The 26,258-nt window shown below is 38.8% G+C and carries 17 protein-coding genes and 3 pseudogenes; 15 read left to right on the forward strand and 5 right to left on the reverse strand.

The window, feature by feature from the left end; genetic code table 11:
- Nucleotides 1-310: 310 nt before the first annotated feature.
- The 6 genes and pseudogenes from pulA to N0M92_RS23110 all read left to right on the forward strand — a co-directional run.
- A pseudogene (pulA, locus tag N0M92_RS23085) lies at nt 311-2,197 on the forward strand (type I pullulanase); the annotation flags it as partial.
- A 182-nt stretch (nt 2,198-2,379) separates the two neighbouring features.
- Complete coding sequence (fdhF, locus tag N0M92_RS23090; protein ID WP_260288042.1) at nt 2,380-5,343, forward strand: formate dehydrogenase subunit alpha; 2,964 nt, start codon at nt 2,380-2,382, stop codon at nt 5,341-5,343.
- A pseudogene (locus tag N0M92_RS23095) lies at nt 5,336-5,857 on the forward strand (DUF1641 domain-containing protein); the annotation flags it as partial. The gene fdhF and the pseudogene N0M92_RS23095, both read left to right, overlap by 8 nt.
- Before the next feature lie 810 nt (nt 5,858-6,667).
- A complete protein-coding gene (locus N0M92_RS23100; protein ID WP_260288044.1) occupies nt 6,668-7,171 on the forward strand; it encodes a PCYCGC domain-containing protein in 504 nt (167 codons plus the stop codon).
- Nucleotides 7,172-7,350: 179 nt separating this feature from the next.
- Nucleotides 7,351-8,322, forward strand: coding sequence for a UV DNA damage repair endonuclease UvsE (uvsE, locus tag N0M92_RS23105; protein ID WP_260288045.1), 972 nt, complete (start codon nt 7,351-7,353; stop codon nt 8,320-8,322).
- 610 nt (nt 8,323-8,932) lie between these two features.
- Nucleotides 8,933-9,505 carry a site-specific integrase gene (locus N0M92_RS23110; RefSeq protein ID WP_194719377.1) on the forward strand — a complete coding sequence of 191 codons (573 nt, stop codon included), beginning with the start codon at nt 8,933-8,935 and terminating at the stop codon, nt 9,503-9,505.
- A 508-nt stretch (nt 9,506-10,013) separates the two neighbouring features.
- Here the strand turns inward: N0M92_RS23110 and N0M92_RS23115 are convergent.
- Nucleotides 10,014-10,724: a Dph6-related ATP pyrophosphatase gene (locus N0M92_RS23115; protein WP_260288047.1), complete on the reverse strand. Its 711-nt coding sequence runs from the start codon at nt 10,722-10,724 to the stop codon at nt 10,014-10,016.
- A 451-nt stretch (nt 10,725-11,175) separates the two neighbouring features.
- The gene (locus N0M92_RS23120; RefSeq protein ID WP_260288048.1) at nt 11,176-11,445 is read right to left on the reverse strand and encodes an effector binding domain-containing protein; all 270 of its coding nucleotides are present in this window, start codon (nt 11,443-11,445) and stop codon (nt 11,176-11,178) included.
- 334 nt (nt 11,446-11,779) lie between these two features.
- Here N0M92_RS23120 and N0M92_RS23125 point away from each other — a divergent pair, with 334 nt between their 5' ends.
- From N0M92_RS23125 to N0M92_RS23145, 5 genes are all read left to right on the forward strand, one after another.
- A complete protein-coding gene (locus N0M92_RS23125) occupies nt 11,780-12,454 on the forward strand; it encodes a GntR family transcriptional regulator (RefSeq protein WP_260288049.1) in 675 nt (224 codons plus the stop codon).
- A gap of 14 nt (nt 12,455-12,468) precedes the next feature.
- Nucleotides 12,469-13,686, forward strand: coding sequence for an L-2-hydroxyglutarate oxidase (gene lhgO / locus N0M92_RS23130; RefSeq protein ID WP_260288051.1), 1,218 nt, complete (start codon nt 12,469-12,471; stop codon nt 13,684-13,686).
- A gap of 29 nt (nt 13,687-13,715) precedes the next feature.
- Entirely contained in the window at nt 13,716-14,057 is a 342-nt protein-coding gene (locus tag N0M92_RS23135) for a DUF3870 domain-containing protein (protein ID WP_098373302.1), read from the forward strand.
- 327 nt (nt 14,058-14,384) lie between these two features.
- The gene (gene glaH, locus N0M92_RS23140) at nt 14,385-15,323 is read left to right on the forward strand and encodes a glutarate dioxygenase GlaH (protein WP_260288052.1); all 939 of its coding nucleotides are present in this window, start codon (nt 14,385-14,387) and stop codon (nt 15,321-15,323) included.
- 444 nt (nt 15,324-15,767) lie between these two features.
- Entirely contained in the window at nt 15,768-16,529 is a 762-nt protein-coding gene (locus N0M92_RS23145; RefSeq protein ID WP_260288053.1) for a hypothetical protein, read from the forward strand.
- A 651-nt stretch (nt 16,530-17,180) separates the two neighbouring features.
- On the opposite strand, the gene N0M92_RS23150 is transcribed toward N0M92_RS23145, so the two are convergent.
- Nucleotides 17,181-18,299, reverse strand: a complete 1,119-nt coding sequence (locus N0M92_RS23150; RefSeq protein ID WP_260288055.1) for an NAD(P)/FAD-dependent oxidoreductase — start codon at nt 18,297-18,299, stop codon at nt 17,181-17,183.
- A 171-nt stretch (nt 18,300-18,470) separates the two neighbouring features.
- Between N0M92_RS23150 and N0M92_RS23155 the strand changes: the two genes are divergently transcribed.
- From N0M92_RS23155 to N0M92_RS23165, 3 genes and pseudogenes are all read left to right on the forward strand, one after another.
- Entirely contained in the window at nt 18,471-19,064 is a 594-nt protein-coding gene (locus N0M92_RS23155) for a branched-chain amino acid aminotransferase (protein WP_260288056.1), read from the forward strand.
- A gap of 667 nt (nt 19,065-19,731) precedes the next feature.
- Nucleotides 19,732-20,670 (forward strand): MBL fold metallo-hydrolase, encoded by a 939-nt coding sequence (locus tag N0M92_RS23160; RefSeq protein ID WP_260288057.1) that lies wholly within the window; start codon nt 19,732-19,734, stop codon nt 20,668-20,670.
- A gap of 201 nt (nt 20,671-20,871) precedes the next feature.
- A pseudogene (locus tag N0M92_RS23165) lies at nt 20,872-22,067 on the forward strand (MFS transporter).
- Between the two features lie 105 nt (nt 22,068-22,172).
- On the opposite strand, the gene N0M92_RS23170 reads toward N0M92_RS23165, so the two are convergent.
- Together N0M92_RS23170 and N0M92_RS23175 are read right to left on the reverse strand one after the other, a co-directional pair.
- Nucleotides 22,173-23,780 (reverse strand): FMN-binding glutamate synthase family protein, encoded by a 1,608-nt coding sequence (locus N0M92_RS23170; protein WP_260288058.1) that lies wholly within the window; start codon nt 23,778-23,780, stop codon nt 22,173-22,175.
- 388 nt (nt 23,781-24,168) lie between these two features.
- Nucleotides 24,169-24,477, reverse strand: a complete 309-nt coding sequence (locus N0M92_RS23175) for a hypothetical protein (RefSeq protein WP_260288059.1) — start codon at nt 24,475-24,477, stop codon at nt 24,169-24,171.
- Between the two features lie 205 nt (nt 24,478-24,682).
- Between N0M92_RS23175 and N0M92_RS23180 the strand changes: the two genes are divergently transcribed.
- A complete protein-coding gene (locus N0M92_RS23180) occupies nt 24,683-25,828 on the forward strand; it encodes a glycerate kinase (RefSeq protein WP_260288060.1) in 1,146 nt (381 codons plus the stop codon).
- Nucleotides 25,829-26,258 lie beyond the last annotated feature (430 nt).

Here is a 26,258-nt window from a genome sequence, read left to right on the forward strand (position 1 = left end):
AATGGTAGGTAGGGTTCAGCTAATTGACCTATAGCTTTCGATTATTAAATGTAGATTTCTGAATTTTCGACATAATTTGCCGATCGAATGTTTTGATGGGAAACGCCTGTGGAATCATAACATGAGGGAAGATTCGCTTATGATTATAAATATTAATAATTCCTGTTCTAAAATGGGAATTTCAATGGAGGAATGACCTATTAAAGATTCACTGTCTTACTTTGAAGAAGAAAATAAAGATAATCGAAAACCAATGGATAATGAAGCGGAAAATCAGTTGGAATCTCTGCCGATTGCAAATATTAATCCAGTGAACCCGGCGGAATTGGATGAACTATATTTCTATGAAGGCAAAGATTTAGGAAATTCCTATCTTAAAGATAAAACGGCATTCCGATTATGGGCACCACTTGCATCTGAAGCTAAGCTAGTCACTTATAACCATTGGGATGATACAGATGGAATGGAGATTCAGATGGTTCGTTCGGAGAAGGGGACATGGACCGTTGAGCTGAACGGAGATCAGGATGGCTTGATTTATACATATAAAGTGAGAGTGGGAGAAACCTGGAGTGAAGCCGTCGACCCCTATGTTCGTGCAGTTACTGTTAATGGTAATAAAGGAGTCGTGATAGATTTAAATGATACGAATCCTGAAAGGTGGACACGGAATAAACCACCACTCGAAAAAGCCGAGGACATAGTCATTTATGAATTGCATACACGGGATCTGTCGATTCATCCTGAAAGCGGAATCCATCATAAAGGTAAATTCTTAGGAGTGATCGAAGCCGGCACCAAAGGCCCTGAAGGAGCGAAAACGGGTCTTGATCATATTAAAGATCTAGGTGTTACCCATGTTCAGTTTATCCCGATATTCGATTTTGCTACAGTCAATGAAATGAAATTGAATGAACCACAATATAACTGGGGATATGATCCACAGAATTATAATGCTCCCGAGGGTTCTTATTCAACTGATCCGTATCAACCAAAAGTCAGGATCCGGGAGTTAAAGGAAATGATTCAAGGTTTACACGATCATGGTTTACGCGTAATCATGGATGTTGTGTATAATCACGTTTATACAGTGGAGGGCTCAAACTTCCATAAACTCGTTCCCACTTACTTTTTTCGCTATAACGCCGACGGCACCTTATCTAACGGAACCGGTGTAGGAAATGACACCGCGTCTGAACGTAAAATGATGCGAAAATTCATCGTTGAATCTGTAACCTATTGGGCGAAGGAATTTAACCTTGATGGTTTTCGTTTCGATTTAATGGGGATTCATGATGTGGAAACGATGAATGAGGTGAAAAAGGCACTGACAGAAATTGATCCATCTATCATTGTTTTGGGAGAAGGCTGGGATATGGATACACCCCTGGCCCAAGAGCTGAAAGCAAATCAAAAGAATGCTTGTAAAATGCCTGGAATCGCTCACTTTAACGATGCGATCCGTGATGGTTTAAAAGGGTTTGTAATGAATGAACATGATAAAGGATTCGTGAATGGCAAACCAGGAATGGAAGATATAATAAAAAAGGGCATCGCTGGTGGTTTGAAATATGACGAAGATATAGCAACCTATCAAAGACCAGATCAAGTGATCAATTATGTTGAAGCACATGACAATTATACTTTATGGGATAAGCTTCTTATCACTAATCCAGATGCGACAGAACAGGTACGGAAACAGATGCATAAATTAGCTTCGGCCGTCGTCTTACTGTCACAGGGAATTCCAATGATACATGCTGGACAAGAGTTCATGCGTACGAAGGATGGGGATGAAAATAGCTATCAATCTTCCGATTGGATTAACCGGTTGGATTGGAAAAGGAGAGCAGTGTTAGATCGGGAAGTGGAGTATATGAAAGGACTAATTTCGCTCAGGAAAAATCATGCTGTTTTTAGGTTAAGCACATCCGAGGAAATTGACGAGCATTTACAATTCATTGATGCTCCGCCAAATGCGGTTGCATTTACTTTAAAACATAATGATTACAAAATTGCAGTGATTCATAATGCAAATTGGGACACGATAACCATTTCTATTCCCCACGAAGGTGATTGGTCCGTTTTAGTAGATGGTCAGCGGGCGGGCCTGGAAGAAATAGAAAGGGTTAAAAAGAGTCATATTACCGTTGCCCCTTTAAGTTCGTTTGTACTGAAAACAAATTCTAACGAATGATAATAAAGTCGAAGTGAGTGAATCCTATGTCTCACTTTGACTTTATTTCATTTTCTGATGTGAAAATTATTGGTCAATTGAAATCTTCCGCTATTTTCTATCGCAAGTTTGAGAAAAAATGTGCGGGGGTAGAAAATACTTAATGATGAATTTTATCGTTTTTTAAGAGGGGAGCGATTATTTTGCCAGAGAAAGAACAGATAACAATCAATGGTGTCGAGGCCAGCCTGGAAGGTAATCAAACAATTTTACAAATGCTGACGGATAGCTCGATTGAAGTCCCGAATGTTTGTTACCATCCTAGCCTGGGGCCTATCGAAACATGTGATACTTGTTTAGTGAGCGTTAATGGAGAACTTGTAAGGTCTTGTTCCACCAAGATCAAGGCTGGGGATGTAATCGATACAGTTGCACCAAATGTAAAAGAAGCACAGGTCATGGCGATAGACAAGATATTGTATAACCATGAGCTTTATTGTACGGTTTGCGATTATAATAACGGCACTTGTGAAATCCACAATACGGTTAAGGAAATGAGGGTAAATCATCAAAGTGTTCCTTTTGATCAAAAACCATATGAAGTAGATCGGTCAAATCCATTTTATCGATATGATCCGGATCAATGCATCCTTTGCGGCCGTTGTGTTGAAGCATGTCAAGATGTACAGGTCACTGAAACATTGACCATTGATTGGGAAGCTAAACGCCCACGAGTCATTTGGGACAATAATGTTCCAATCAACGAATCATCATGTGTGTCATGTGGACACTGTTCCACAGTTTGTCCGTGTAATGCAATGATGGAAAAAGGAATGGAAGGGGAAGCTGGATTTTTAACCGGCATCGCTAAACAAACTCTTCGACCCATGATAGAAATCACGAAAAATGTTGAAACGGGATATGGTTCGATTTTAGCGATTTCAGATATGGAATCAGCCATGAGGGATGCAAGGATCAAGAAGACAAAAACGGTTTGTACATACTGTGGGGTAGGATGCAGCTTTGACGTTTGGACAAAAGATCGTAAAATCCTAAAAATCGAACCGCAAGTGGAGGCACCTGCAAATGGAATTTCGACTTGTGTAAAAGGGAAATTCGGATGGGATTTCGTGAATAGTGAGGAAAGACTCACAAAACCTTTAATTAGAGAAGGAGATGCGTTCATGGAAGCTGAATGGGATGAAGCCCTTGAATTGATTTCCCGAAAATTCACCGAAATCAAAGAGTATCACGGACCGGATTCAATGGCTTTCATAACGTCTTCCAAATGCACCAATGAAGAGTCCTATTTAATGCAAAAGCTGGCAAGGGGAATCATTGGCACCAATAACGTGGATAACTGTTCCCGGTATTGTCAAACGCCGGCTACTTTGGGATTATTCAGAACGGTTGGATATGGCGGAGATACAGGAGGGATAAAAGATATCGAAAAGTCCGAACTTGTATTGATCATAGGCTCCAATACATCCGAATCCCACCCCGTTTTGGCTACTAGAATCAAACGTTCCCATAAACTAGGTAAACAGAAGCTGATCGTAGCGGACATCAGAAAGCATGAAATGGCTGAACGTTCCGATCTCTTCATCCAGCCTGCCCCGGGGTCGGATATCATTTGGCTGTCCGCCGTGACTAAATATATCGTCGACAAAGGTTGGACAGATAAAAACTTCATCAAAAATCGTGTAAATGGGATGGAGGAATACATCAGGACTTTAGAACCTTACACAATGGAATATGCGGAAAAAGTAACAGGGATAGCTAAAGAAGATTTAATTACGCTTGCAGAAGCCATTCATGAAGCGGGGAGCGTCGCAACCCTTTGGGCCATGGGAGTTACCCAGCATGGCGGAGGAAGCGATACGAGTACTGCAATTTCCAATTTATTGCTCATAACTGGCAACTACGGTAAACCTGGAACAGGTACTTATCCTTTACGCGGACATAATAATGTCCAAGGAGCCAGCGACTTTGGCAGTATGCCGGATCGCTTGCCAGGTTACGAAAAAGTAACGGACAAAAACGTACGTGCGAAATATGAAAACATCTGGGGTGCAAAAATACCAGAAAACCCTGGCCTTAATAATCATGAAATGGTCGAAGGGATTCATGCAGGTACCATCAAAGCAATGTACTTAAAAGGAGAAGATATGGGTCTGGTCGATTCCAATATCAATCATGTTCATAAAGCATTTGAAAAACTGGACTTCTTTGTGGTACAAGATATCTTCTTATCAAGAACGGCAGAATTCGCGGATGTCGTCCTCCCAGCAAGCCCAAGCTTTGAAAAAGAAGGTACCTTCACGAATACCGAACGCCGTATTCAACGTCTATATCAAGTCTTTGAACCGTTGGGTGACTCAAAGCCTGATTGGCAAATCATTATGAATGTAGCTAATTCGTTAGGAGCATGTTGGAATTATGAGCACCCAAGTGAAATCATGGACGAAGCAGCTAAACTATCACCATTATATGCTGGAGTAAGTTATGAACGCTTGGAAGGATATAAAAGTCTCCAATGGCCAGTTGCACCAGATGGTAAAGATACGCCGCTTTTATTCACGGAAGCTTTTCCTTTCCCCGATGGAAAAGCAAGGTTATTTCCAGTCGAATGGACCAAACCGATTGACTTTGGGGATGAGTTTGATATCCATGTGAATAATGGCCGATTGTTGGAACATTTCCACGAAGGTAACATGACTTATAAATCAAAAGGCCTCATTTCCAAAACGCCAAAAGTATTCCTTGAGGTATCACGGGAATTGGCAAAAGATAGAGGGCTTGAGGATGGCACTCTTGTTCGGCTAACTTCACCATATGGAAATGCAAAAGTGCAATGCCTGATTACAGATCGTGTAAAAGGTAAAGAGGTTTATCTGCCAATGAACGATTCAGGTGACGGGGCAATCAACCAATTGACAAGCAGCCATTCAGATAAAGATACCGATACCCCTGCCTATAAGGAAGTTCAGGCAAAAATGGAAGTGCTCAGGGTCAAAGGAGATAATCCATTGCCGAGCATCAACCATCGGAATGGTAATCCACAACCACAGATAGGTGTACAAGTACAAAAAAAATGGGCCCGCGAAGATTATATATTCCCAGGTGACCTCTTGAAAATCAAGAAGGAGGAGAGGAACCGTGGCTAAAGCGACAAAAGTGATCAATCGAATCACCTTAAACGATGAAGAAAGAAAAAGAATTGAACTGGAGGAGATAGAGCGTACCCTTTTGGAAAATAAAGAAGTGATTAAAGAAACGTTTGAAGTTATGAAAGGCATGCAGGATCGTGGGATATTATCAATGGTTAACAGTTTGTTGAAGGAAGGGGACAAAGTGCTGAACATTCTGGTCAAAACAGCAGACACCCCAGAAACATCAAATACGCTAAAAAATCTCCTTCTCATACTTGGCACTTTAGGATCACTTAATGTTCAGCAGCTTGAACCGCTTATCCTTAAAGTCAATTCAGGGATTGCCCGTGTGGCCGAAGCGGATAAAACTCCTGATAAGCCAAGCTATCTAACATTGATGCGTTCCTTGAATGACCAAGAAGTCAAACAAGCCATGACTTTTCTGATGACCTTCCTTAAAGGAATGGGAGAAGATACAAGCGATTTAGAAAGAACCACCCAACTACCAGAGAATCAGCAATTGCATAAAGCGAATGAAACAGCAGGCATAGAACGGCCGACCACAAGAAAATCATACGGATCAAGTATACCCAGTGAAGGCGGAAGAGGAAAAAAACGATATACCAGCTGGTTTTGGATCGCTGCAGGAGTTTCACTCGTAACCATTCCGCTAACTTTATCGAGAAGTAAGAAATAAGGACCTTGCTCGTTTGTCTCAGGAATATTGGAATGTTAGTAAAGGAGACGAATTCTCAATAAAATATTTAAGCCGATGATTCCCTTATATGGAATCATCGACTTTTTTTGAAAGGTAAGTAATAAATTTCTCACTAGCCTTTTATTAAAATATTTTTATTAGATTCAAATAATAAAGTCAATCATCAGAGAATCGAACATATACACACACTTAATCAAAAAGGGTTGAAAAGTGAGAATAGGACACTTCATCCTTTTTTTAAGGCTGTTTTCGCATACTTTGTTGCTACCAAGTAATGCGGTGTGGTTGATTTCCCCTCCAGATGCTCGCTTTCCGCGGGGCGGGCGGTGAGCCTCCTCGGTGTTAACGCCTGTGGGATCTCACCTGTCCCGCTGCTCCTGTAGGAGTCTCGCACTTGCACTCCATCAACCTTAAATCGTTTAGTTTTTAAAAACAACAAACTTTACGAAAAGAGTCTTTTTTAAAGTTTGGATAATACTTTAAGAATACGACGAAGTCGTACCAGTTAGGCATTTTAGTATACTTGTTATTTCAAATCCTTATCATTATGGAAACTAATGCTTGTAGAATTCCCTTGGGTACCATAAAATGGGGATATCAAATTGATCAAGGAGTGTATAAATGAAGCTAAAATTAATGACCATCACTTTAGGAATCTGTTCTTCATTAATACTTTCAGGTTGTTCAAGTGAAGAGGAAAGTGTTATTCAAAAAGAAAACAGTCATGAAGGACATTCAGAGCATACGGTATCCGGTGATCTTCAGGAGGAGACCAGCAGCAAGGAGATAGCACCGGATTTCTTAGCTGATAAACCTGAGGATATGAAGACAATCTATTTAGCTGTTGCGCAAAACAAAAATTTACTTGAAAAAATACCTTGTTACTGCGGCTGTGGAGAGTCAGCTAACCATAAAAATAATTACGATTGTTTTATTCATGAAAATAAAAAAACTGGTGAAGTCGTTTGGGATGACCACGGGACGAAATGCGGAGTTTGCTTAGAAATAGCGGCACAATCCATATTGGACTTGAATGACGGTATGAGCATCAAAGAGATCCGGAATAAAATCGATGAAAAATATAAAAGTGGATATGCTAAACCAACCCCGACCCCTGAAGTGTAAAAGGAAAGAGAATGAAATCCTAGCGTGAATATGATAGTTGGAAAAATGGCTTTTGCCCGATATTCATTCGGAAAAAGGTCATTTTTTTATTTTGGGGAGGGATGGTTGCTTACATATATAATATTGATTGCAAAGGGGAATACTTCCAATAAACATAAAACCGTAAAGGAGCTATCCCATTGACATTAATCCGCCTTGGTTATGTAGCCATGAGTAATCATGTTCCAAACTGTTCACCATCCCAAACGATGACTTTTGCTCAGTTTTCAAAAATTAAGGACAGAGATGCCGCGATAAGGAAGCTCGAACGTATTTCGATTTCCAATCTTCATAATTGCTGGCGTTTGCTGATTCATAACGAAGCTAATAATATTCAGTTTTTTAGGCTTTCTTCAAAACTAATCCCTTTAGCCAATCATCCAGAAATACCAGAATGGGATTACATCGATCCGATTTCAGAAGAACTGGCTAAATTAAAAACATTCATTACAAACCACCCAAAAATAAGGATAGATTTTCACCCAGATCATTTCGTCATCTTGAATAGTACAAATATCGATATTCTGAAGACATCTTTAAAAACATTAAGGATGCATCATACGTTATTGAAAAAAATGGGAGTCGATCCCGAGCACCGCTGCGTTCTCCATGTTGGGGGCGGTTATGGGGAGCATGTTCAGGCTTTAGAGCAGTTCATCCATAATTGGGGTTTGATTCCTGAATCGATTCAAAGAATGGTCATTCTTGAGAATGATGATACTACCTATACTTTATCGGAAACCCTTTATTTATGTGAGAAATTAGGGATTCCGATGGTTTTTGATTACCACCATTACCTCGCACATCAGTTACCAAGTGAAGATTGGAAAGATCATTGGAACCGTATATTAAATACCTGGAGTATTTCGAAGCTACCTCCTAAAATGCATATTTCAAGTCCAAGGTCCGATAAGGAATTTCGAGCACACGCTGACTTTGTGGATGTAGGAATGTTCATGGAATTTTTGCAACAAATAAAGGGAAGCTTACCACAGCTGGATTGCATGATTGAAGCAAAACAAAAGGATGGAGCACTTTTCCAATTGATAGATGAGCTAAAAAGTTACAAAGAAATAGAAATCATAGATGATGCCAGTTTTTATATTCATTAATTGGTTGGAGGTACATTTGAAAAAGAGAAGTAACTAAGATTCTCTTTATCATAATAATTGTTTACATAACATGATTATTGTTAATATAAATGAATCTAACAAAAAATGAGGGAAAGAAATCCCGGGCCCGATTTTATTTGTTCTCACAGGAATAAATTGTAATTAATGCCGGACATTTCTTAGCAGGGGAAATCGGCTTTTTTAAAATGGGCGTTCCCTTTATATTAATATAGAAAAGAGACAATATAAAAAAAGAAAAACAGTCTTGTTTTAATATCCGTATATTTTCATAAAAAATTATAATAAAAGTCAAAAAGCGAGCTTCATATTTCGCTTTTAAAGCTGTTGTTTTAATTCCTTAGAGTCAAGAATCGAGTTCGGATTAAAAACGCCATATGAGGCTATAGAAGCGGCTGATGGAGATTGGTAGATTTTAGCGATTTCAGGAGTTATATTATAAGAATATTCCGAATGTAACAAAGGACCTCTATTGATACATTCGAAAACGCGTTATATCAAGGTTTATAAGGGTATCAAAATTTATAAAACTTGCCTTTTTTTCACCTGTTCACGTACAATGAAAGAAGGGGGAAAGGGGAATGAGCCATTCATGCAAGCAACCTCTCAAAGAATAAAGAATGTCCAGCCGATACGCCGGTTGGATCACATAGAAAAGATGAAAAAGTCATTATTAAAATATTGCAGCTATAGGGATTATATGATGTTTTCAATCGGGATAAACATTGGGTTACGTATAGGGGATCTTTTACAATTGCGGGTTAAAGATATTCTTGAGGGTACGCATATAGTCATTGTTGAGCAAAAAACTGATAAAATTAAGAGATTCCTGGTCAATCCTCAACTACGGAAGGAAGTAAGGAAATATGTCCGGAAGTCGAACCTAAAGAATGAACAGTATTTATTTCCGAGTCGAAAAGGAAATGGTCCAATCACTAGGGTACAGGCTTATCGGGTGCTGAATAAAGCAGCTGAAATGGCAGACATTCCGGATGTCGGTACACATACCCTTCGGAAAACTTTCGGCTATTTGCATTATCAAAAATTCAAGGATATTGCTTTACTGCAGCAAATCCTTAATCATTCCAATCCAAAAGATACGATGATTTACATTGGACTCACACAGGATTTAATGGACGAAACATTGATGGATTTCTATTATTAACAGAACGGACGAAGACAACTCTTGTATTACTCATTATTAATTACTGATATTTCAGTCGTGTAATAGGGAATTATTCCAATGCAAACATTTTTAAGAATTTGTATGCACAGAGGTAACTGGTATTACTGGAATTGGATAGGACCTTAACACAATCGAATGATATCAACAAAAAAAGACTAGAATATAGTCTTTTTTTGTTGATATCATCCAGTAGTGATTATGTAAAAAAATCCAATTTCTTTTCAAACAATATATTAGTACATTTAGACTTCTGAAAATCTGTTATTCTACTTTTTTGAATAAATAATGTTACAAAAGTTATCAAGAATGAAAGGGGGGGACAAACATAGAGGTTACTATAATGATATTATGGTAACTAAAATTAGCGATTTATCCTCCTGTCCAAAAAAGGATTCAACCATATGAACTTCACCCCAATTGTTAGAGAACATGTAATAATCGGGGTGAAGTAGAGAATGCTTGTAAGGAATTTGGGTTATTAGTTTGGTTAAAAAGTACTTTTATTCGTTATATGATCTAGCTCCAAAGGTAAAAAAGCATACTCCCCGTCCTTAATAATCTCACATTTACGAACGGGAATCGGTTGTTTAAAAATAGGCCCATCTATTACTGTTGTATGAAACTCTCCACCTTCTCCACAGGGGTCAATGCTGCGAGCTTCAAGTTCCTTCACGTATTCATGGGTTAAAGTTCGCCCTAAATCATCTTCTCGCATTCCCAATGATAAATTGACGGTTACAATGATCGTTACGAATCCTAGATTCATGAACTCATCGACAGCTTCACGATGGTTCATTCCCCATAAAGGCATTCCGAGCTTCAACCCGGCATTCTTCGTAACCTTATCATGCCAACAGCCATGAGCGGGCATATCCAAGTCTCCAGTTACTAACACTTCTGCTCCTTGATTTTTAGCATTTTCTAAAAGGCTCATAAATACTTTTTCGTAATCAGTCCAACTGGCAGCTGCTGTATATAAGGGCAATCCTATTGATTCAGCTTGAGCATGTATGAGTTCCGGAGGCATTCCATGGGATCTGGAACGTTTTCCTTCTTCCTCCAGCATGACGATCAGTCCTGCAGGCTCACCAATCTTTATTGCTTTATATAGAGCTAAGACACTATCCTTTCCACCGCTAAAAGAAGCTATGAACTTATGCCCGTGAGCACCATTTTTCCAATCTTTTAATTCCGCCATTCATATTTTCCCCTTTATTCTAAAGACTTTTTTGTCAATTTCATATTTTATAGATGAATTCTCTTAACTATATTTGTTTGATTTTATCACGGTTGTAGCTTGCAGATAAAATATTAATGTATACTGATACAAAAAATTGATGAATAAAAAAGAAGGCTAACTTTAAGAAACTACAAATAACGGACTGGACAAGATAAGTCATATTGCTAAAAGAGGATCATCTCAAATCCCTAGTGAACAAAGGTGAAATAAAAAAGCATGAGTCCCTGTGGGTGAAGGGGTTCATGCCTTTAAGACTAGCTAAATAAAGAATCTACTTTTATTACTCATTTCACATAATAGATGCTTTTATCACTTGTAAATTGCAATATATTTTTCCACCTTTCCAGCAGGATAGTACTTTTTAAAATCCAGACTATATTTCTTTTTCTTCTTCCAGCTGACATATCTTTTACCAAGTTTTTTCCACGGATTGTTCATCTTGAAAACATTCAAACAACACATATTCCTGATCTGGAATGACCAATTTTTCATTCGATATAGGGGTTTCGGTGACTATAGCTAAAGTATAATCGCCACGATAGTTACTTTCGTACTGATGGTATATCCCATATTTCAAATCATTTTCAATATCATGATCATTTGCTTTGCTCCATAGAGATCCGATTTTCTCGAAAATTTCCTTATCCGAGAAATCATTAGTCCTTGTTTCGCCAATCATAAAGACTTCTTTATTAAATTAATAACAACTCCTTTTTTGTATGAATTAGGATTTAGTAACAATGATATCATATTGATATATTTTAGGTTTTGTCATTAGTTCCTTGTTTAGAATTTGTGAAATTTAATGGTCCTGGATCAAATACTAAGTTGTTTAATAAAAAAATATAAACGGGTCCCTAAATGATAATAAGGTCTGAAGAAGATCGTTTTCTAAATTTTTGTATCCATTATTTTTGTAATTGGATACAATATATTTAATTTTCAGTATTGTAATCGCTTTATATAGTTGTTATAGTTAATATTGTATCCAATATCGAAAGGTGGACGCTGGATTGGATAATGCTAATTCTAGAAGAGACAAATCAACAATCGTTAAAAATGTAACAAAAAGTCTTAGGAAAGCGATTTTGAATGGGACTTTGAAAAAGGGAGAGCGACTTATCCAAGAGGAGTGGGCCGATCGCCTGGAAGTTAGCAGGATGCCCATTCGTGAGGCACTAACACAGCTTCAACTGGAAGGGTTGGTGGAAATGGTTCCCCATAAAGGAGCGATAGTCACACCGATTACCCGGGATGATATTGAAGAAATTTATCATACTAGGTCTCTGCTTGAAGGCCTTGCAGTAGAAAAATCACTTCCTTACTTAACAAAAGAGGACAAAGAAAAACTAAAGGGAATTTTGATTGAAATGGAAGGAATTCAGTTATCTGATGAAACCAATGAGCATTATATCCTTTTGAATGCGGCTTTTCATGAAACCCTTCGAAAGGGATGCCCATGGCCAAGGGTTCAAAAAATGGTAGAAACGCTGGGGATTTCACCCATTGCGCCGAATTTGCTGATTGATTATTACCCAGAAACGCAACGGGAACACCGGATGATATATGAAGCGGCACTAAGAGGGGATCCTGCAGAACTAAGGGCAGCAGTAGAATTTCACATCTTACGGACTAAGAACAATTTAATTACGTATATGGAGTTGCTGAATACTAAAAATCATCAATAAAAGGAGTGTTAATTGTGTATGATTTCGCAATTGTTGGCGGAGGAATTGTAGGATTATCGACAGGAATGGCACTTTACCAGCGTTTTCCTAATGCTAAAGTGGTAGTCATTGAAAAAGAGGCTGTTGTTGCAGATCATCAAACGGGACATAACAGCGGCGTCATTCATTCAGGAATTTATTATAAACCGGGCAGTTTCAAGGCACGATTTGCCCGTCAAGGAAGCAAATCAATGACGGAATTCTGCCGGACGCATGGAATTGAACATGATATTTGCGGTAAGGTCATTGTTGCAACAAAGCCAGAAGAGTTGCCTCTTTTAGATGATTTATATTCCCGCGGTTTGCAAAATGAACTGGCAATACAAAGAATCGGTGTGGATGAGTTAAAGGAAATCGAACCACATGTTAATGGGCTTGGTGCGATTCGCGTCCCGCAAGCCGGCATCGTCAATTATCGTCAGGTAAGTGAAAAGATGGCGGATATCATCCGGGGCAACGGCGGTGAAATTAAGCTGAAAACAAAGGTCGAGAAAATTGACGAGGATTTTGATGATGTCATCATCGATACGAACAACGGTACCATTAAAGCAAAAATGGTCATTAATTGCGCAGGGTTGCACAGTGACCGTATCGCAGCAGCAGCTGGGTATAAAACTGATATGAAAATTGTCCCGTTTCGCGGTGAGTATTTTAAACTGAAGCCTGAAAAATGCTTCCTTGTCAATCATTTGATTTATCCGGTACCTAACCCGAAGTTTCCATTTTTGGGGGTTCATTTTACTCGGATGATTAGCGGTGAAGTAGATGCCGGTCCAAACGCTGTACTAAGTTTCAAACGGGAAGGTTATAAGAAAACGGACTTCAATGCGAAAGATTTAACTGAAGTTTTAAGCTATAAAGGTTTTTGGAAGCTGGCCAGTAAATTCATGAAGGAAGGGATGGAGGAATATGTCCGCTCTTTTAGTAAAAAGCAATTTACGAAAAGCCTGCAGGAGTTGATTCCTGAAATTCAAGAAGATGATTTAATCCCTGCACCAGCTGGAGTACGGGCCCAGGCGTTACAGGATGATGGTAATATGGTGGATGATTTTCATATTATAATGGGGAAACGGACCATCCATGTATGTAATGCACCGTCACCTGCAGCAACAGCCTCGATTGAAATCGGAAAAGAGGTTGTTAACCGCATTCCGGAACAAACACACTTATTGGAAGCTGTATTGAAAAAATAAAATTCGTTAAAGAGAGAGGAAGACGCCTCATGTTCAATGGTAAAACAATTTTCATTGCAGGTCATGCACGTTTACCTCAAGGGATGGCAGCGAAAAGTGTTTTTGAAACACTGACCATCACCGCAGAAGTCGATGCTAAATATGGGGTTGTCCTGGAAGCTTCCTGTACACTGGCAACAGAGCATGGCAGGGAATTTATTGGGCGTTTATTAAAAGGGATCAGTTTAAATGATGGTGTTGATGACGCGATAGAATCCATCCAATCTTATTATCGGGGAAAAGCGGCTAACGCACTGATTGCTGCCTTGAAAGACCTCGATCTCCATTTTCAGCAAATTAAAGCAGGAGATAAATCGAAACTACCAAGTTAGCAATATAATTTTTCAGAATAATATGTTAAAAAGGTTGACAACTTTACGAAAAAATGTTTTAATTGAATTAAGCCAATATTATGACATTAACACCTTTGGAAAATACCTTTTCAGAATCGTGTAAAGATCATAATGATTGGAAACAGGAAAAATAAATCATACATAAACTGCATATTCGCTGTGACTCTATTTGCATAGAGCAGTGAAGTGAATATAAGCCAGTTGTACAGTTCGATTCCTATTTTATTTGGGGATCATGTGCGACTGGCTTTTTATATTTCCCGTTAACTTTGTCACCTATATTACAAATAACAGGAGGAATTATTCATGAGCATTGCAGAAAAAAAGAGAGCAAAGTTCGAAAGGAAAACAGAAAAATACGAGGTGAAAGTTCACCCTCAATCCAGCCGTTTATATCATATTGAAATTTCAAAAGAGGCAATTGCCGCTTTTTTAGAAACCGTATCGAAGGATAAACAGTCTGTTCAACATCTGGAATATACACCATATGCACGAATCATCGTTGCTTCATATTTATTGGATCAAGTGGGTGAAGATTTTGGTGAAGTGCTTCGGAACATCGTTCATGATCGGGAATCCGGTGGCTTTACACTAGGCTTGGAGGGTGTTACGGAAAATACGGATGAATACGTCATTTTTGCAACGGCCATTTCATACTTGCTGGGAACTCCAAACCATGATGCCATGTCAGGAAAATATTATGCCCGCTTTAGTGTTCAAGACACGGATAGCAGTGATTCGTATTTGCGTCAGGCTTATCGTTTATTTACCCTTCATACGGACGGCACCTTTGTAGATGAACCGACGGATTGGTTACTAATGATGAAAATGATCGAACAAAATGCACGCGGTGGAGAATCACGTTTATTGCACTTAGACGATTGGAAAGAGCTTGATATGTATGTGAATCATCCATTATCCAGCCACAAATTCACGTATAAAGCTCCAAAAAGCAAAAATATTGATCAGGAGATTGAAAGATTGACTTTCTTCAATCATAATAACAAACCTGGTATATGTTTTATCGATCAATTCGTTTATCCTGAATCAATCGAACAAGCCAAATACTTACGCGATTTATCCAATTCATTAGAAAGCGATGAAAGTGTGCTTGAACTGGAACTGCCTGTTGGAGATTTAGTTGTCGTAAATAATATATTCTGGCTTCACGGACGCGCTGCATTTGAAAAGGATCCGAACCTGAACCGTGAATTACTTCGCCAGCGCGGAAGATTCAATCAGTAGTTTCATTTTGTAAACCCAAATTTTTATTCATCCCCAAACACCATTTTAAGATAAATTCTTTTCAACCGAAGGGTTGGAAAGCAATTTATCTTTTTTTTAGGTTCAGTTAAAGAATAATGTTGTAATGGAAGGGAAAAAGAGGACCTTAAACATCACGCATCTACTTATTATCCCGAACTAACGCTACCAGCGTGTGAAAATTATTCTAATCTATATTCTCTTTAACGCTTCACAATCCACGGCACATTCCAATACATGTTTATCAAGCTTTTCTCATCAATTTGAGGAGTAAAAACAACAACAAGTGGCTAATTAATTCGCAAAAGAAAATAGCTTCTTCAAATGTCTTCATAACGAGAACGCAGCTTGTGCTCGTTGATGAACCTTCTTTTCTGATATACTGATATGGCAAAAATAATTCGAAGAAAGAGGGGGTGGGTTTTTATGGGAATTGCTAATTTTTCTAATTTTACGCAATTTAAGGATTTAATTAATGCTTTACCTGCTGACTATTCAGATAAAATGATACAGAGCGAACAATTTTTGCTTGAAAGAGATGAAAAGAAAAAACTCGAAATCTATTACGCACCTTTCGAATATGTAAATGAACGGGCCAAAGTGGTGATTGTCGGAATCACTCCTGGTTTACATCAAATGAAAAAATCATATTCTACCGTAATTAATGCAAGAGGGCACTTACATAGCGATGAAGAGATCCTGCACGAAGTAAAAAGGAATTCCAGTTTTGAAGGAACGATGAGAAAAAATTTGGTTCACATGTTAGATGAGCTTGGATTACACACATACTTAAACATATCGTCCACACAGGATCTTTTTAACGAAGCTAGTCACCTCGTTCATACTACCTCTGTTTTAACCTATCCAGTCTTTTATAACGGGAAAAACTACAGTGGAACGACTCCGAATATTTTAAAGACCGATTTGCTTAAAAAAAATATAATGGAAGGCTTTGCCACCGAAATAGGTACCATTGAACGCCCTCTTATTATTCCTTTAGGCGTAAACGTTTCCAAGGTCTTAAACTATTTAGCGGGTCAAGATTATTTGGATGCGAACAACATGCTTCTAGGATTTCCTCATTTATCTGGAGGAAATGGGCATCGGCATAAGCAATTCGCAGCAAATAAAGAGCAAATGAAAATGATGTTACAGCACTATTTTTCAAAGGAAATGACCATTGGTTGAAGAGGAGGGCTATATGCTCAATGAAACTTTATATAGGTATTTAAGGATAGGGAATATTTGAGAATTCTTCAATTCATCTAATAGTGTTAAAAGTAAAATTAACTATTTACTAGTGATATTTTGGAGATTATAATAAGAACAAGTGTTCTTTATTATAGGAGGCATTAACATGGATGAACTAGAGGAATTTTTAAAATCACTTACTATTGAAGAGTTAAAAGTTATTTATGAAGAAGTATGTGGACCTGATATTAATAAATAGATGAAAAATAAATGGACACATATTTTATACGATTAAGGTAACTGAACCATCAACAGTCATGTGTGAGAGAAAAACTGTATGTAATGTTGATGATGCTTATTTGTGGCTTCAACAATTTCCTTTAGAGAAAAAACATTTCGTTTAAACGATGTTTGCTGCGCAAGCAAATATTGTTCAATGGCACATAGATATTTGAAGTAGTTTTGAATTGATGAATTTGTCAAATTTCCACAAGAATGCCCTGCTCGAAAAATTAAAGAATTTATAAATCAAGGACCAATAAAGGTCCTTGATTTTTTTTATGAAAGGACCATTTGAAAAAAACTGATCTGGGTATTTTTCAGATCAGTCGATATTCATCATAAAGCCAATAGGTAACTAATGGGAAATTATGTAAAAAGCGCACCTCTTACATCATAATTTTCTATATCGATTTCGATTTTTCTATCAAGTGCGAGGTTTGCCAATAGGGAGCCTATATATGGGCCCATTGTTAAACCGGAAGCCCCAAGACCATTGGCTACGATTATGCCTTCCCAGTCCGGTAAAGGGCCCATGACCGGAAGGAATCCCGGCGTGAATGGCCGAAAACCGACCCTTGCTTCAACAAACGTACCATCCATCAAACCGGGGGCGGTTTGCAAGGCTTTGTTGAAAACCTCCTGCAGCCCTCCTGCGGTCATTCGGTTATCGAATACTTCCGTATTTTCATGTGTCGCCCCCGCAACAATTTTATTATTATCGAAAGCCAAAAGATATTGATCACTCGGAGGCATGACTACTGGCCAGTTATTCGTATTTTCATTTGGCGTTTCCAGATGAATGATTTGTGCCTTTTGGAAGGTGACTTGAAAATTAACGCCCAGTGGCTTCAGTAATTCCGGTGCCCAAGCGCCAGCACAAACGATCACTTTATCAGCAGGTATGAATTCATCTCCAAATGTTACACCTGTCACTTGTGAACCGTTGTATGAAAGTATAGCCTCACCATACAAAAGTTTTGCGCCGTTTTTTTGTGATGCCCGCAATAAGGAATCACGAAGTGCGCGTCCATCGACCCGCGCGGCACCGCTCACGTGAACGGCTGCATATTCACTGGAAAGAGGCGGGAATAAGGCACGTGTCTCCTCTGCGGAAAGTAAAGTGATTGCCCCAATTTCCGGTGCATCTTCTTTCCTTTTTGCCGCCCGGTTCTTCATGGCATTCAATTTAGCTTCATCTGTATGTAGACTTATGGCCCCGACTTGGGCATAACCAGTCTCTGTTTCCCCGTCCCGTTCAAGTTCTTCAATTAAACCGGGATAAAAAGCCGCCCCATTTTTGGCAAGGAGATACCAAGCTTGGTTGCGCCTTTGCGATATCCACGGGCAAACGATTCCTGCAGCTGCAGATGTTGCCTGACCGACATCTTGACGATCAATAATGATCACTTCAGCCCCATTTTTAGCCAACTGATAGGCAGTTGAGGCTCCCAAAATTCCTGCACCAACTACAATGATTTTTTGCATATTCAACATCTCATTTCTCTCATATGTATAAACTCTTACCACTACTATATCGAAGACACGAATTGATTGCTACAATCGATATTGTAATTTCTTTCACAAAGTTATTTTCTCTATATGGAATATGCTATGATTGAAATGCAAGAGCTTGAAAAGATACTAGGAGGACAAATCATGTTAAAAAAACAAATGGAATCATACATATCAAAATCCGTAACCGAAAAAAAGGTTGAATTGTTTAAAGAAGAAATGGATTATGTAGAAAAGCATAAATTAATTGCCGATGATATCATTATAGTGGAAAAAGAAAATGCATCTCGTTTTACAGATGCTTATATGGAGCGCAGTAATAAAGAGAGCGAAGAATTAATCTCTGAAGAGAACTCTGCATTTTTATCACAACCTATCGAGTATTTGAAAAAAAACAAAGATGAATTCCTTTACTTTGAATCACAATGGTTTGAATTAATCGGTGTTGAGGCACTTTCGTTAGAAATCGATGATGTTTTCGGTACATATAACGCGATGTTCGGATTGAAATTCCAGAAAAAAATGGGTGAAGTATTAAAAGCCTATTTAACAAAGGAACTTCAAGGAGGAATTGGATCGTTCAGTTTAATGTTTAATCAGGGCGACGGGCTATGGGACGTGAATTTTGCCTTGGATAACTTAAAAGGGTTTAGAGAAAACATGTCATTGGAAGAAGCTTTTAATTTAATCTATCATTTTCTTTTTATCCTTGTTCAAACAATCGAGGAAGATATGTAAAACGAGGTGGTGCTATTAATAGTAATGACAACAGTTTGTAGACAAAAAGGTTTCGGAATGCTATCATTCCGAAACCTTTTTGGTTTTTTATTGGATTTGAAGCAGTAATAGAGAATATAAATGGATCATACCTGGGTGTCCTGCCTCTAATTACATATCTTCCACCAAGTCAAACATGAAAGATAAAACAAAGGCCGTCTCCAGTTTACGAATAAATGGTTCGATGGCACCAGTTGATCTATAGTAATCATTTCAAGTTGATATCGCTGAATAGAATAATGTTTAGAAAGCACCCTTATCACCTCAAATTTCAATTCTTCTATATTTTTAAAAAGACTGTAGGCAAAGGAGTTCTTTCTTAAAAGTTAAAACAAAGTTGAATGGAAAGGAAGGGGTGGGACCCCCTTGGAAAGCGAGTGTCTGCATTGGGAATAAATAGCATATTTTTATATACCCAAAAGCTTTGGCCATTAGTTTTAATGGCAGTTTATTCATTTCTTGCGTTATCAAATGCCCCAAGGCCATGGGTTCTGGATATTGATTAAAGGAACTTGAAAGAATTCGTCGAATTGATTAATGATATACCTTTTATTTAATAAACTTAAATGTTTTGTTTTTTGATTTTTTGTTCATGTAAATAAAGTTACATCGGAAGGGGAAGTTATAGGTGCTTAATGAATTGGAAGTTACTCAAGTTACCGTTCCATTGCCTTTTAGGTTGGATCATGTCCATTGTTTCTTAGCAGAAGGTAAAAAAGGGTGGACAATCATTGATACGGGTTTAAATAACAAAACGACAAAGGATTTATGGAACCCGATTATCGAAAAACACGATATTACCGATATTATCATCACCCATTATCACCCAGACCATTACGGATATGCAGGGGCATTGCAACAATTAACAGGTGCGGATGTTTGGATGACACAAGTGGATGAACATGCGGGAACTACATATTGGGAAATGGATTCGCTGAATCTGCTTAAAGAAAATTATAAGGCATGTGGAATGGAAGACGAGATAGCCGTCGCCTTATCCAGTGACGAAAGTGGATTCATGCCCCAAGTAAAACCCTATCCTACCGTAAATCATCATCTGGAAGAAGGAATGAATCTGCATTTTGGCAAATATGAGTATGAAGTAATTTTCACTCCGGGGCACTCTGATGGTCTGATATCATTATATAATAAGGAAAAGAGTGTCCTATTCTCGACAGATCATATATTGCCCAGGGTATCTCCAAATATTTCGTATTGGTTTAAAGGTCTTTGCAACCCATTGGAAGAGTTTTTTACTTCTTTGAAAAAAATACAAAAGCTGGACGTTGAATATGTCATCCCTTCACATGGGAAACCGTTTCAAAATGCCAATAAAAGAATTGTTGAATTGTTGGACCACCATCAGGACAGGCTGCATGTAATTCATGAAAACATGAAAGAGCCGATTTCTGTAAAAAGTGCTTGCCATATCTTATTTGGAAATCTGCCCATTCACGAAACCAGGTTTGCAGTTGGTGAAACACTGGCTCACCTTGAATACCTTTTTTTGAATGACCAATGCATAAAGTTTATACGTGATGGCAAATGGTATTATCAATCCATTTGAAATATTGACCATTGATTCTAGCTCATGTCATATGAGCTTTTTTGCATTAAAAACGCAAGTCACACTGTCTTAAATATACGTTAATGAATAAGAGTAAGCGGTTTTGTTTGCTAAAAAGGAAAAAATGTTATGGTTATTTTTAGATTATTATGAATATTGAATCGATGGAGAACTTCCTGAAGACAGGTTGGGAGTTTTGGGATGAAGAACACGTATATGAAAACAGCATCAGGAGTGTATATTAATTATTTTCTGTTATAGGCATGGTCAATATCATGCTCGCATCGAATATGGTGTATTTAACGGAGCAATGGGATACAGATAGTGCCGGGGTAAGTTATATCATCGCAGCTATAGGGGTGGGGAAATTACTTACATATGCATTTACGGGATATTTATCAGATAAAATCGGGCGAAAACCATTAATTATTGCTTCATCATTGGGAATGGGTATCTTCTTGATTGGTATTCCATTATCACCAAATTATCATTTGACTTTTATTTTTGCCATCCTTGCAGGTGTCGCTAATTCGTCAATGGATGCAGGTTCATATCCCGGTTTAACAGAGCTTTTCCCAAGAGCTGTCGGTTCTGCCAGTGTACTGGTGAAAGCATACATGTCTGCTGGAGCATTTCTTCTCCCGTTCATGATATTATTTTTCTCGAATCATGAGATGTTTTATGGATATGCCTTTTTATTCCTGCTGCCATTTATCTATTGAATTTGATGTTTTTATTCACCGTTTCTTTTCCAAGTACGAATATGTATAAGGAAAAACAAGTGGACGTTCGAACCGGGAGAATGAAATTCACTTCAGAACCGGTATTACGTAAAGAGGGACTTGCTCTTGTGATAATCGGTTTCACATCAACAGGATTATTTACCGTTTCACAGATATGGCTGCCAACTTATGGTCAGCAAGCTGTGGGCATGACGATGGCCAGTTCCATCAAATTACTGAGTTATTATAGTTTAGGGGCGCTTATTTCTGTATTGGTTTTATCCGTATTATTAAAAAAGATTGTACGACCAATAACGGTTATCATGGTTTATCCGATCATAACTTTTATTTCAATCCTTACGATCCTTTTGGTTAAGGAACCGATCATCGTTTCCATCACGGCATTTTTCATCGGACTTTCCACTTCGGGGATTTTTCAATTAGCCATTACGATTATGACGGAATTGTTCTGGAGAAAAAAAGGAACAATGACCGGGATCGTGGCAACAGCTGCAGGATTGGCTTCTATAGTCATGCCGCTTGTGGTGGATGTCGAAAAGCGGGAATATATCAATCATCTTCCTATTTGATGCATTGCTGTCTGTAACTGGTTTTATAGCTGCAGTTTATGTTTATTATCGCTATGGAAAGCTGATAAGTAAGGGAAAAAACTAAACAGGGGATACTCGTATACATGCCTGATACATTTTGGAGCAGCCTAAAATGGCTTCACTTATTGATAAAGTGAAAACCACCGCCCATCACTTGGGCGGTGGTTTTTCATTGCCTGGCACCTATTTGTCCCTTTACTTCTTTCATGATATCTTCAAGGGATGTGACAATTCCTATATCATCCTTATAACTAATGTGCTTAGGCTGAAAATGGATAGGTGAATCCAAACCAGCAGCGGCTGAAATTCGATATAATCCTTTTCTAAGGGTAACAAGAAAATTGACCACACGGTATTTCTTTTCATCGATGACAAGTGCCTTTTGCAATTCCGGATCAGTGGTTGCTACCCCGACAGGACAAGCATTGGATTGACATTTCATCGTCTGAATACATCCTATAGCAATCATGAAACCACGTGCTATATTAACAAGGTCAGCTCCCATGGCTAGGGCAATGGCGATTCTATCTGGCGTGAACAATTTACCGGAGGCGATGATTTTAACCCGATCTCGGACGCCGTATTTTTCCAATGTCGATACTAAAATCGGCAATGCGGATTTTAGCGGCAACCCTACGCTATCGATCAATTCCTGATAAGAAGCACCCGTGCCGCCTTCACCGCCATCCAATGTAATGAAATCGGGACCTTGCCCGGTTTCTTTCATATAGCTAGCAAGCTCTTCGACACTGTCATTGCCGCCGATGACCATTTTGATGCCGACAGGAATGCCTGTATGTTCCCTGATTCTTTCAATAAAATCGCACATGGATTTTACGTCATTGAATTGATGAAACCGGTTTGGACTATCGATCGCTTTGTATGGTACGACCTTACGGATCTCAGCGATTTCAGGATTCACTTTTTCAGCATCGATATGCCCTCCGCGAGTTTTGGCACCTTGAGCCAATTTGACTTCAAATGCTTTGATTTCCGGTATTTCACTTTTTCTTTTTAACTCATCCCAATCCATTTCGCCCTTACTATCACGAACCCCAAACATGGCCGGCCCGATTTGCATGATTATATCGACACCGCCGGTTAGATGATAAGGAGAAAGTCCGCCTTCCCCTGTATTCATCCATGTGCCTTTTGCTGCAGCCAATCCCTCAGAAAGGGCAGTGATTGCGTTCTTCCCCAAAGAACCATAACTCATGGCGGACATGCCGATAAGACCTTTTAATCGAAAGGGATGCTTAGTGTTTGGGCCGATGATCACGGCATCATCATCATCCAATAAGAATGCAGAGGACACTTCATCTCCCCATTTTTCTTCTCGCTGTGAGAAAAGCGGGTCTTTCATTAGAATGTATCTTTTAGTCGTCACTTTTGTTTCTCGATCGTATTTTTCTTCTTCGGCCAATTTTGGGAACATGCTATTCTTAACAAAGAAGCCTTCTTCATCAAAATCCCGTTTTGAACCAAAACCTATTACATCCCGTAAATATTTTGAACTTTTCACCATATGTTCATAATCATCCCGAGAAAAGGGTTTTCCTTCGTTATCACTGTTAAACCAATATTGCCGCATTTCAGGCCCGATTTTTTCCAGAAAGTAACGTATTCTCCCGAGCACGGGGTAATTTCTTAAAATTGCATGATGCTTCTGCGTGCGGTCAAAGAAAATCATATAAAGTAATAGGAAAACCAAGGCGATGATGACGATGAAAATAACGGTAAATCCAAGGATAATTAAAAGATTTGCGATGCCACTCATTCAAATTCCCTCCTGATATGCAAAAAAATCATGTATTGTTAATCTACTCGGTAATTCGATCAATTATACAAATTTCCAATGCAAGAATTTAATAGGGATAGAATGAGTTCATTTAAATAACCGTCTTGATCTTACTTTATCTTCAGTTTCTCCTTTCCGTCTTAACCAAATGGCTAACTGCAAAGTTATGGCATCATGAGCTCCTCTGGATTATTCCCGTTAATTTCCTTGATTTTTTTAAATCGGTATATAAGAGCTTAAGATGGAAATACATTTTTGCACATACCCCGATATTTTAAGTTACTAAGGAAAAAATTGTTGCAGTGTCTCGACCGACTTTTCAGATAATATGCCTAGTATGCTTTCCTGAAATTGCCGTTTCGTCCGCTCATCCTCCTTTCCAGCAGTGCCTTTTTGCTTCACCTAGTAAAAGTGCTGATTCAGCTTCCCGGAAAGAGTGGCATTTTATAATACCTTTTCCACAATAGAGCCCAAACCGTTTCGAAAACCAAAATGCTTTTAATTGTTTAATGTCTGTATCCAGTCTTTGGTCGATACTATTTTCAGCAAGCGCAGTATGGAGAAAGAAAAACCGATTCACATTCAGGAACCCAACAAGGGTATGTTGAGTACCATAAACAGATTCCGTCATTTGATTTCGCTCACTCTTATTTAACGGATTTAATTTCGTTTCCATCACCCCCATCAAACAAGCAATGACTTATAATGAAAAAGGGGATGATGGTTAGTTTAACCCTTTAGCAACCTTATACTTTAGGTAGGTGGGGAAATAACAGAATACTTACTGATATAACCAAAATAAAACAAACAACATGTCATACTAATTTTCGTATATATTTCAAAAGATTTTAATTAAAAATATATTCAAAGGGGGCCTGAGCATGAAAATTGTAATTGCACCAGATTCCTATAAAGGAAGTTTGTCAGCGTTAGAAGCTTCCAAAGCTATCGAACGAGGGGTCAGGAAGGTACTGCCGGATGCGAAGACAGAATTGGTTCCTGTAGCGGATGGCGGGGAAGGTACGATGGATAGCCTTGTGGCAGCTACGAATGGTCGAAAAGTTGAAGTGACCGTTAAAGGACCGTTACTTGAAGACGTTCAGGCAGCATATGGGATCTTGGGTGATCAGGAAACATGCGTGATTGAAATGGCCAGTGCATCCGGACTGTGCCTAGTCGATCCAGATGAGCTGAACCCATTGATCACTACTACATACGGAACAGGGGAGCTTATTCAAAAAGCATTGAATGATGGCTGTCGAAAGTTCATTTTAGCGGTAGGTGGAAGCGCCACCAATGATGCGGGTGTTGGAATGCTCCTGGCTTTGGGAATGAGGGTGCTTGATGAAGATGGTAAACCGCTAGGATTCGGGGGTGCCGAATTATCGCGGATATCAGAAATTAATACGGAAGATTTTGATTCCAGAATTGCAGATTCCAAGTTCTTGATTGCCTCGGATGTCCAGAATCCGTTAGTCGGTCCGGATGGGGCATCAAGTGTATTCGGACCTCAAAAAGGTGCCACTCCTGCCATGGTTGAATTGCTTGATAAAGCTTTATCATCATGGGCTGATTTAGTGGAAATCAAGACAGGCATACACTTGCATGATAAAGCGGGTGCGGGTGCTGCAGGTGGAATCGGAGGTGCATTTCAAGCCTTTTTTCCAGCGGAAACAAAAAGGGGCATCGATATTGTGTTGGAGCATACGAAAATGGGTGAAAAATTGTCCGATGCTGATTGTGTCTTTACCGGAGAGGGCCAAATCGATTACCAGACAGCTTCAGGCAAAGCACCAATGGGAATTGCACAAGAAGCCAAAAAGCATGACATTCCAGTATTTGTTTTAGCTGGATCGATCGGAACGGGTATTGAAGTTTTATATGATCATGGAGTAACTAGTGTTCATAGTTTAGTGAACGCTCCTATGCCTTTAAAGGAAGCTATGGATAGAGGAGCTGAATTGTTGGAAGTTTCAGCCGAACAAGTAATGCGGACTTTTTTGGGAGCGATTAAAAATAGTAGGTAGGTTAATTGTTTTCTAAAAGAGCTTAAAGATATATAGAAAGGGAACTAAATGAAGAAGAGCTTGAAACGATTGGATACTTTTTGAATGGGATCGAAATAAATGATTAGCTTAAGAGGTCAGTCCTCAAGGTTTATAAGAATTCCTATTTAGTTAACTGTGGGTTTTTTATAAAATTGGTGATGATGCTTTTCCTGTTGAACAAACGGGTACGTTGCTGTAGTTCGGAGCTGTCTTTAAGGCAGCTTTTTCTTGTGTGCCAGGCATGGCAATTATTCAGGTGGTGAAAGTCCACTGTGGGGGTACACATCGACCAACCACTAAGGAAGCGCAAGGTACTTATCGTGAGGTAAGGGCTGGAGGAAGCGTGGAATAAAATCTTGGCTCGACGAACAGGAATCTGATACTAAGGCTCTATAGGGATTAAACTCCA

Origin of the sequence: Peribacillus aracenensis, from assembly GCF_025175645.1 — a bacterium.
GTDB lineage: Bacteria > Bacillota > Bacilli > Bacillales > DSM-1321 > Peribacillus > Peribacillus aracenensis.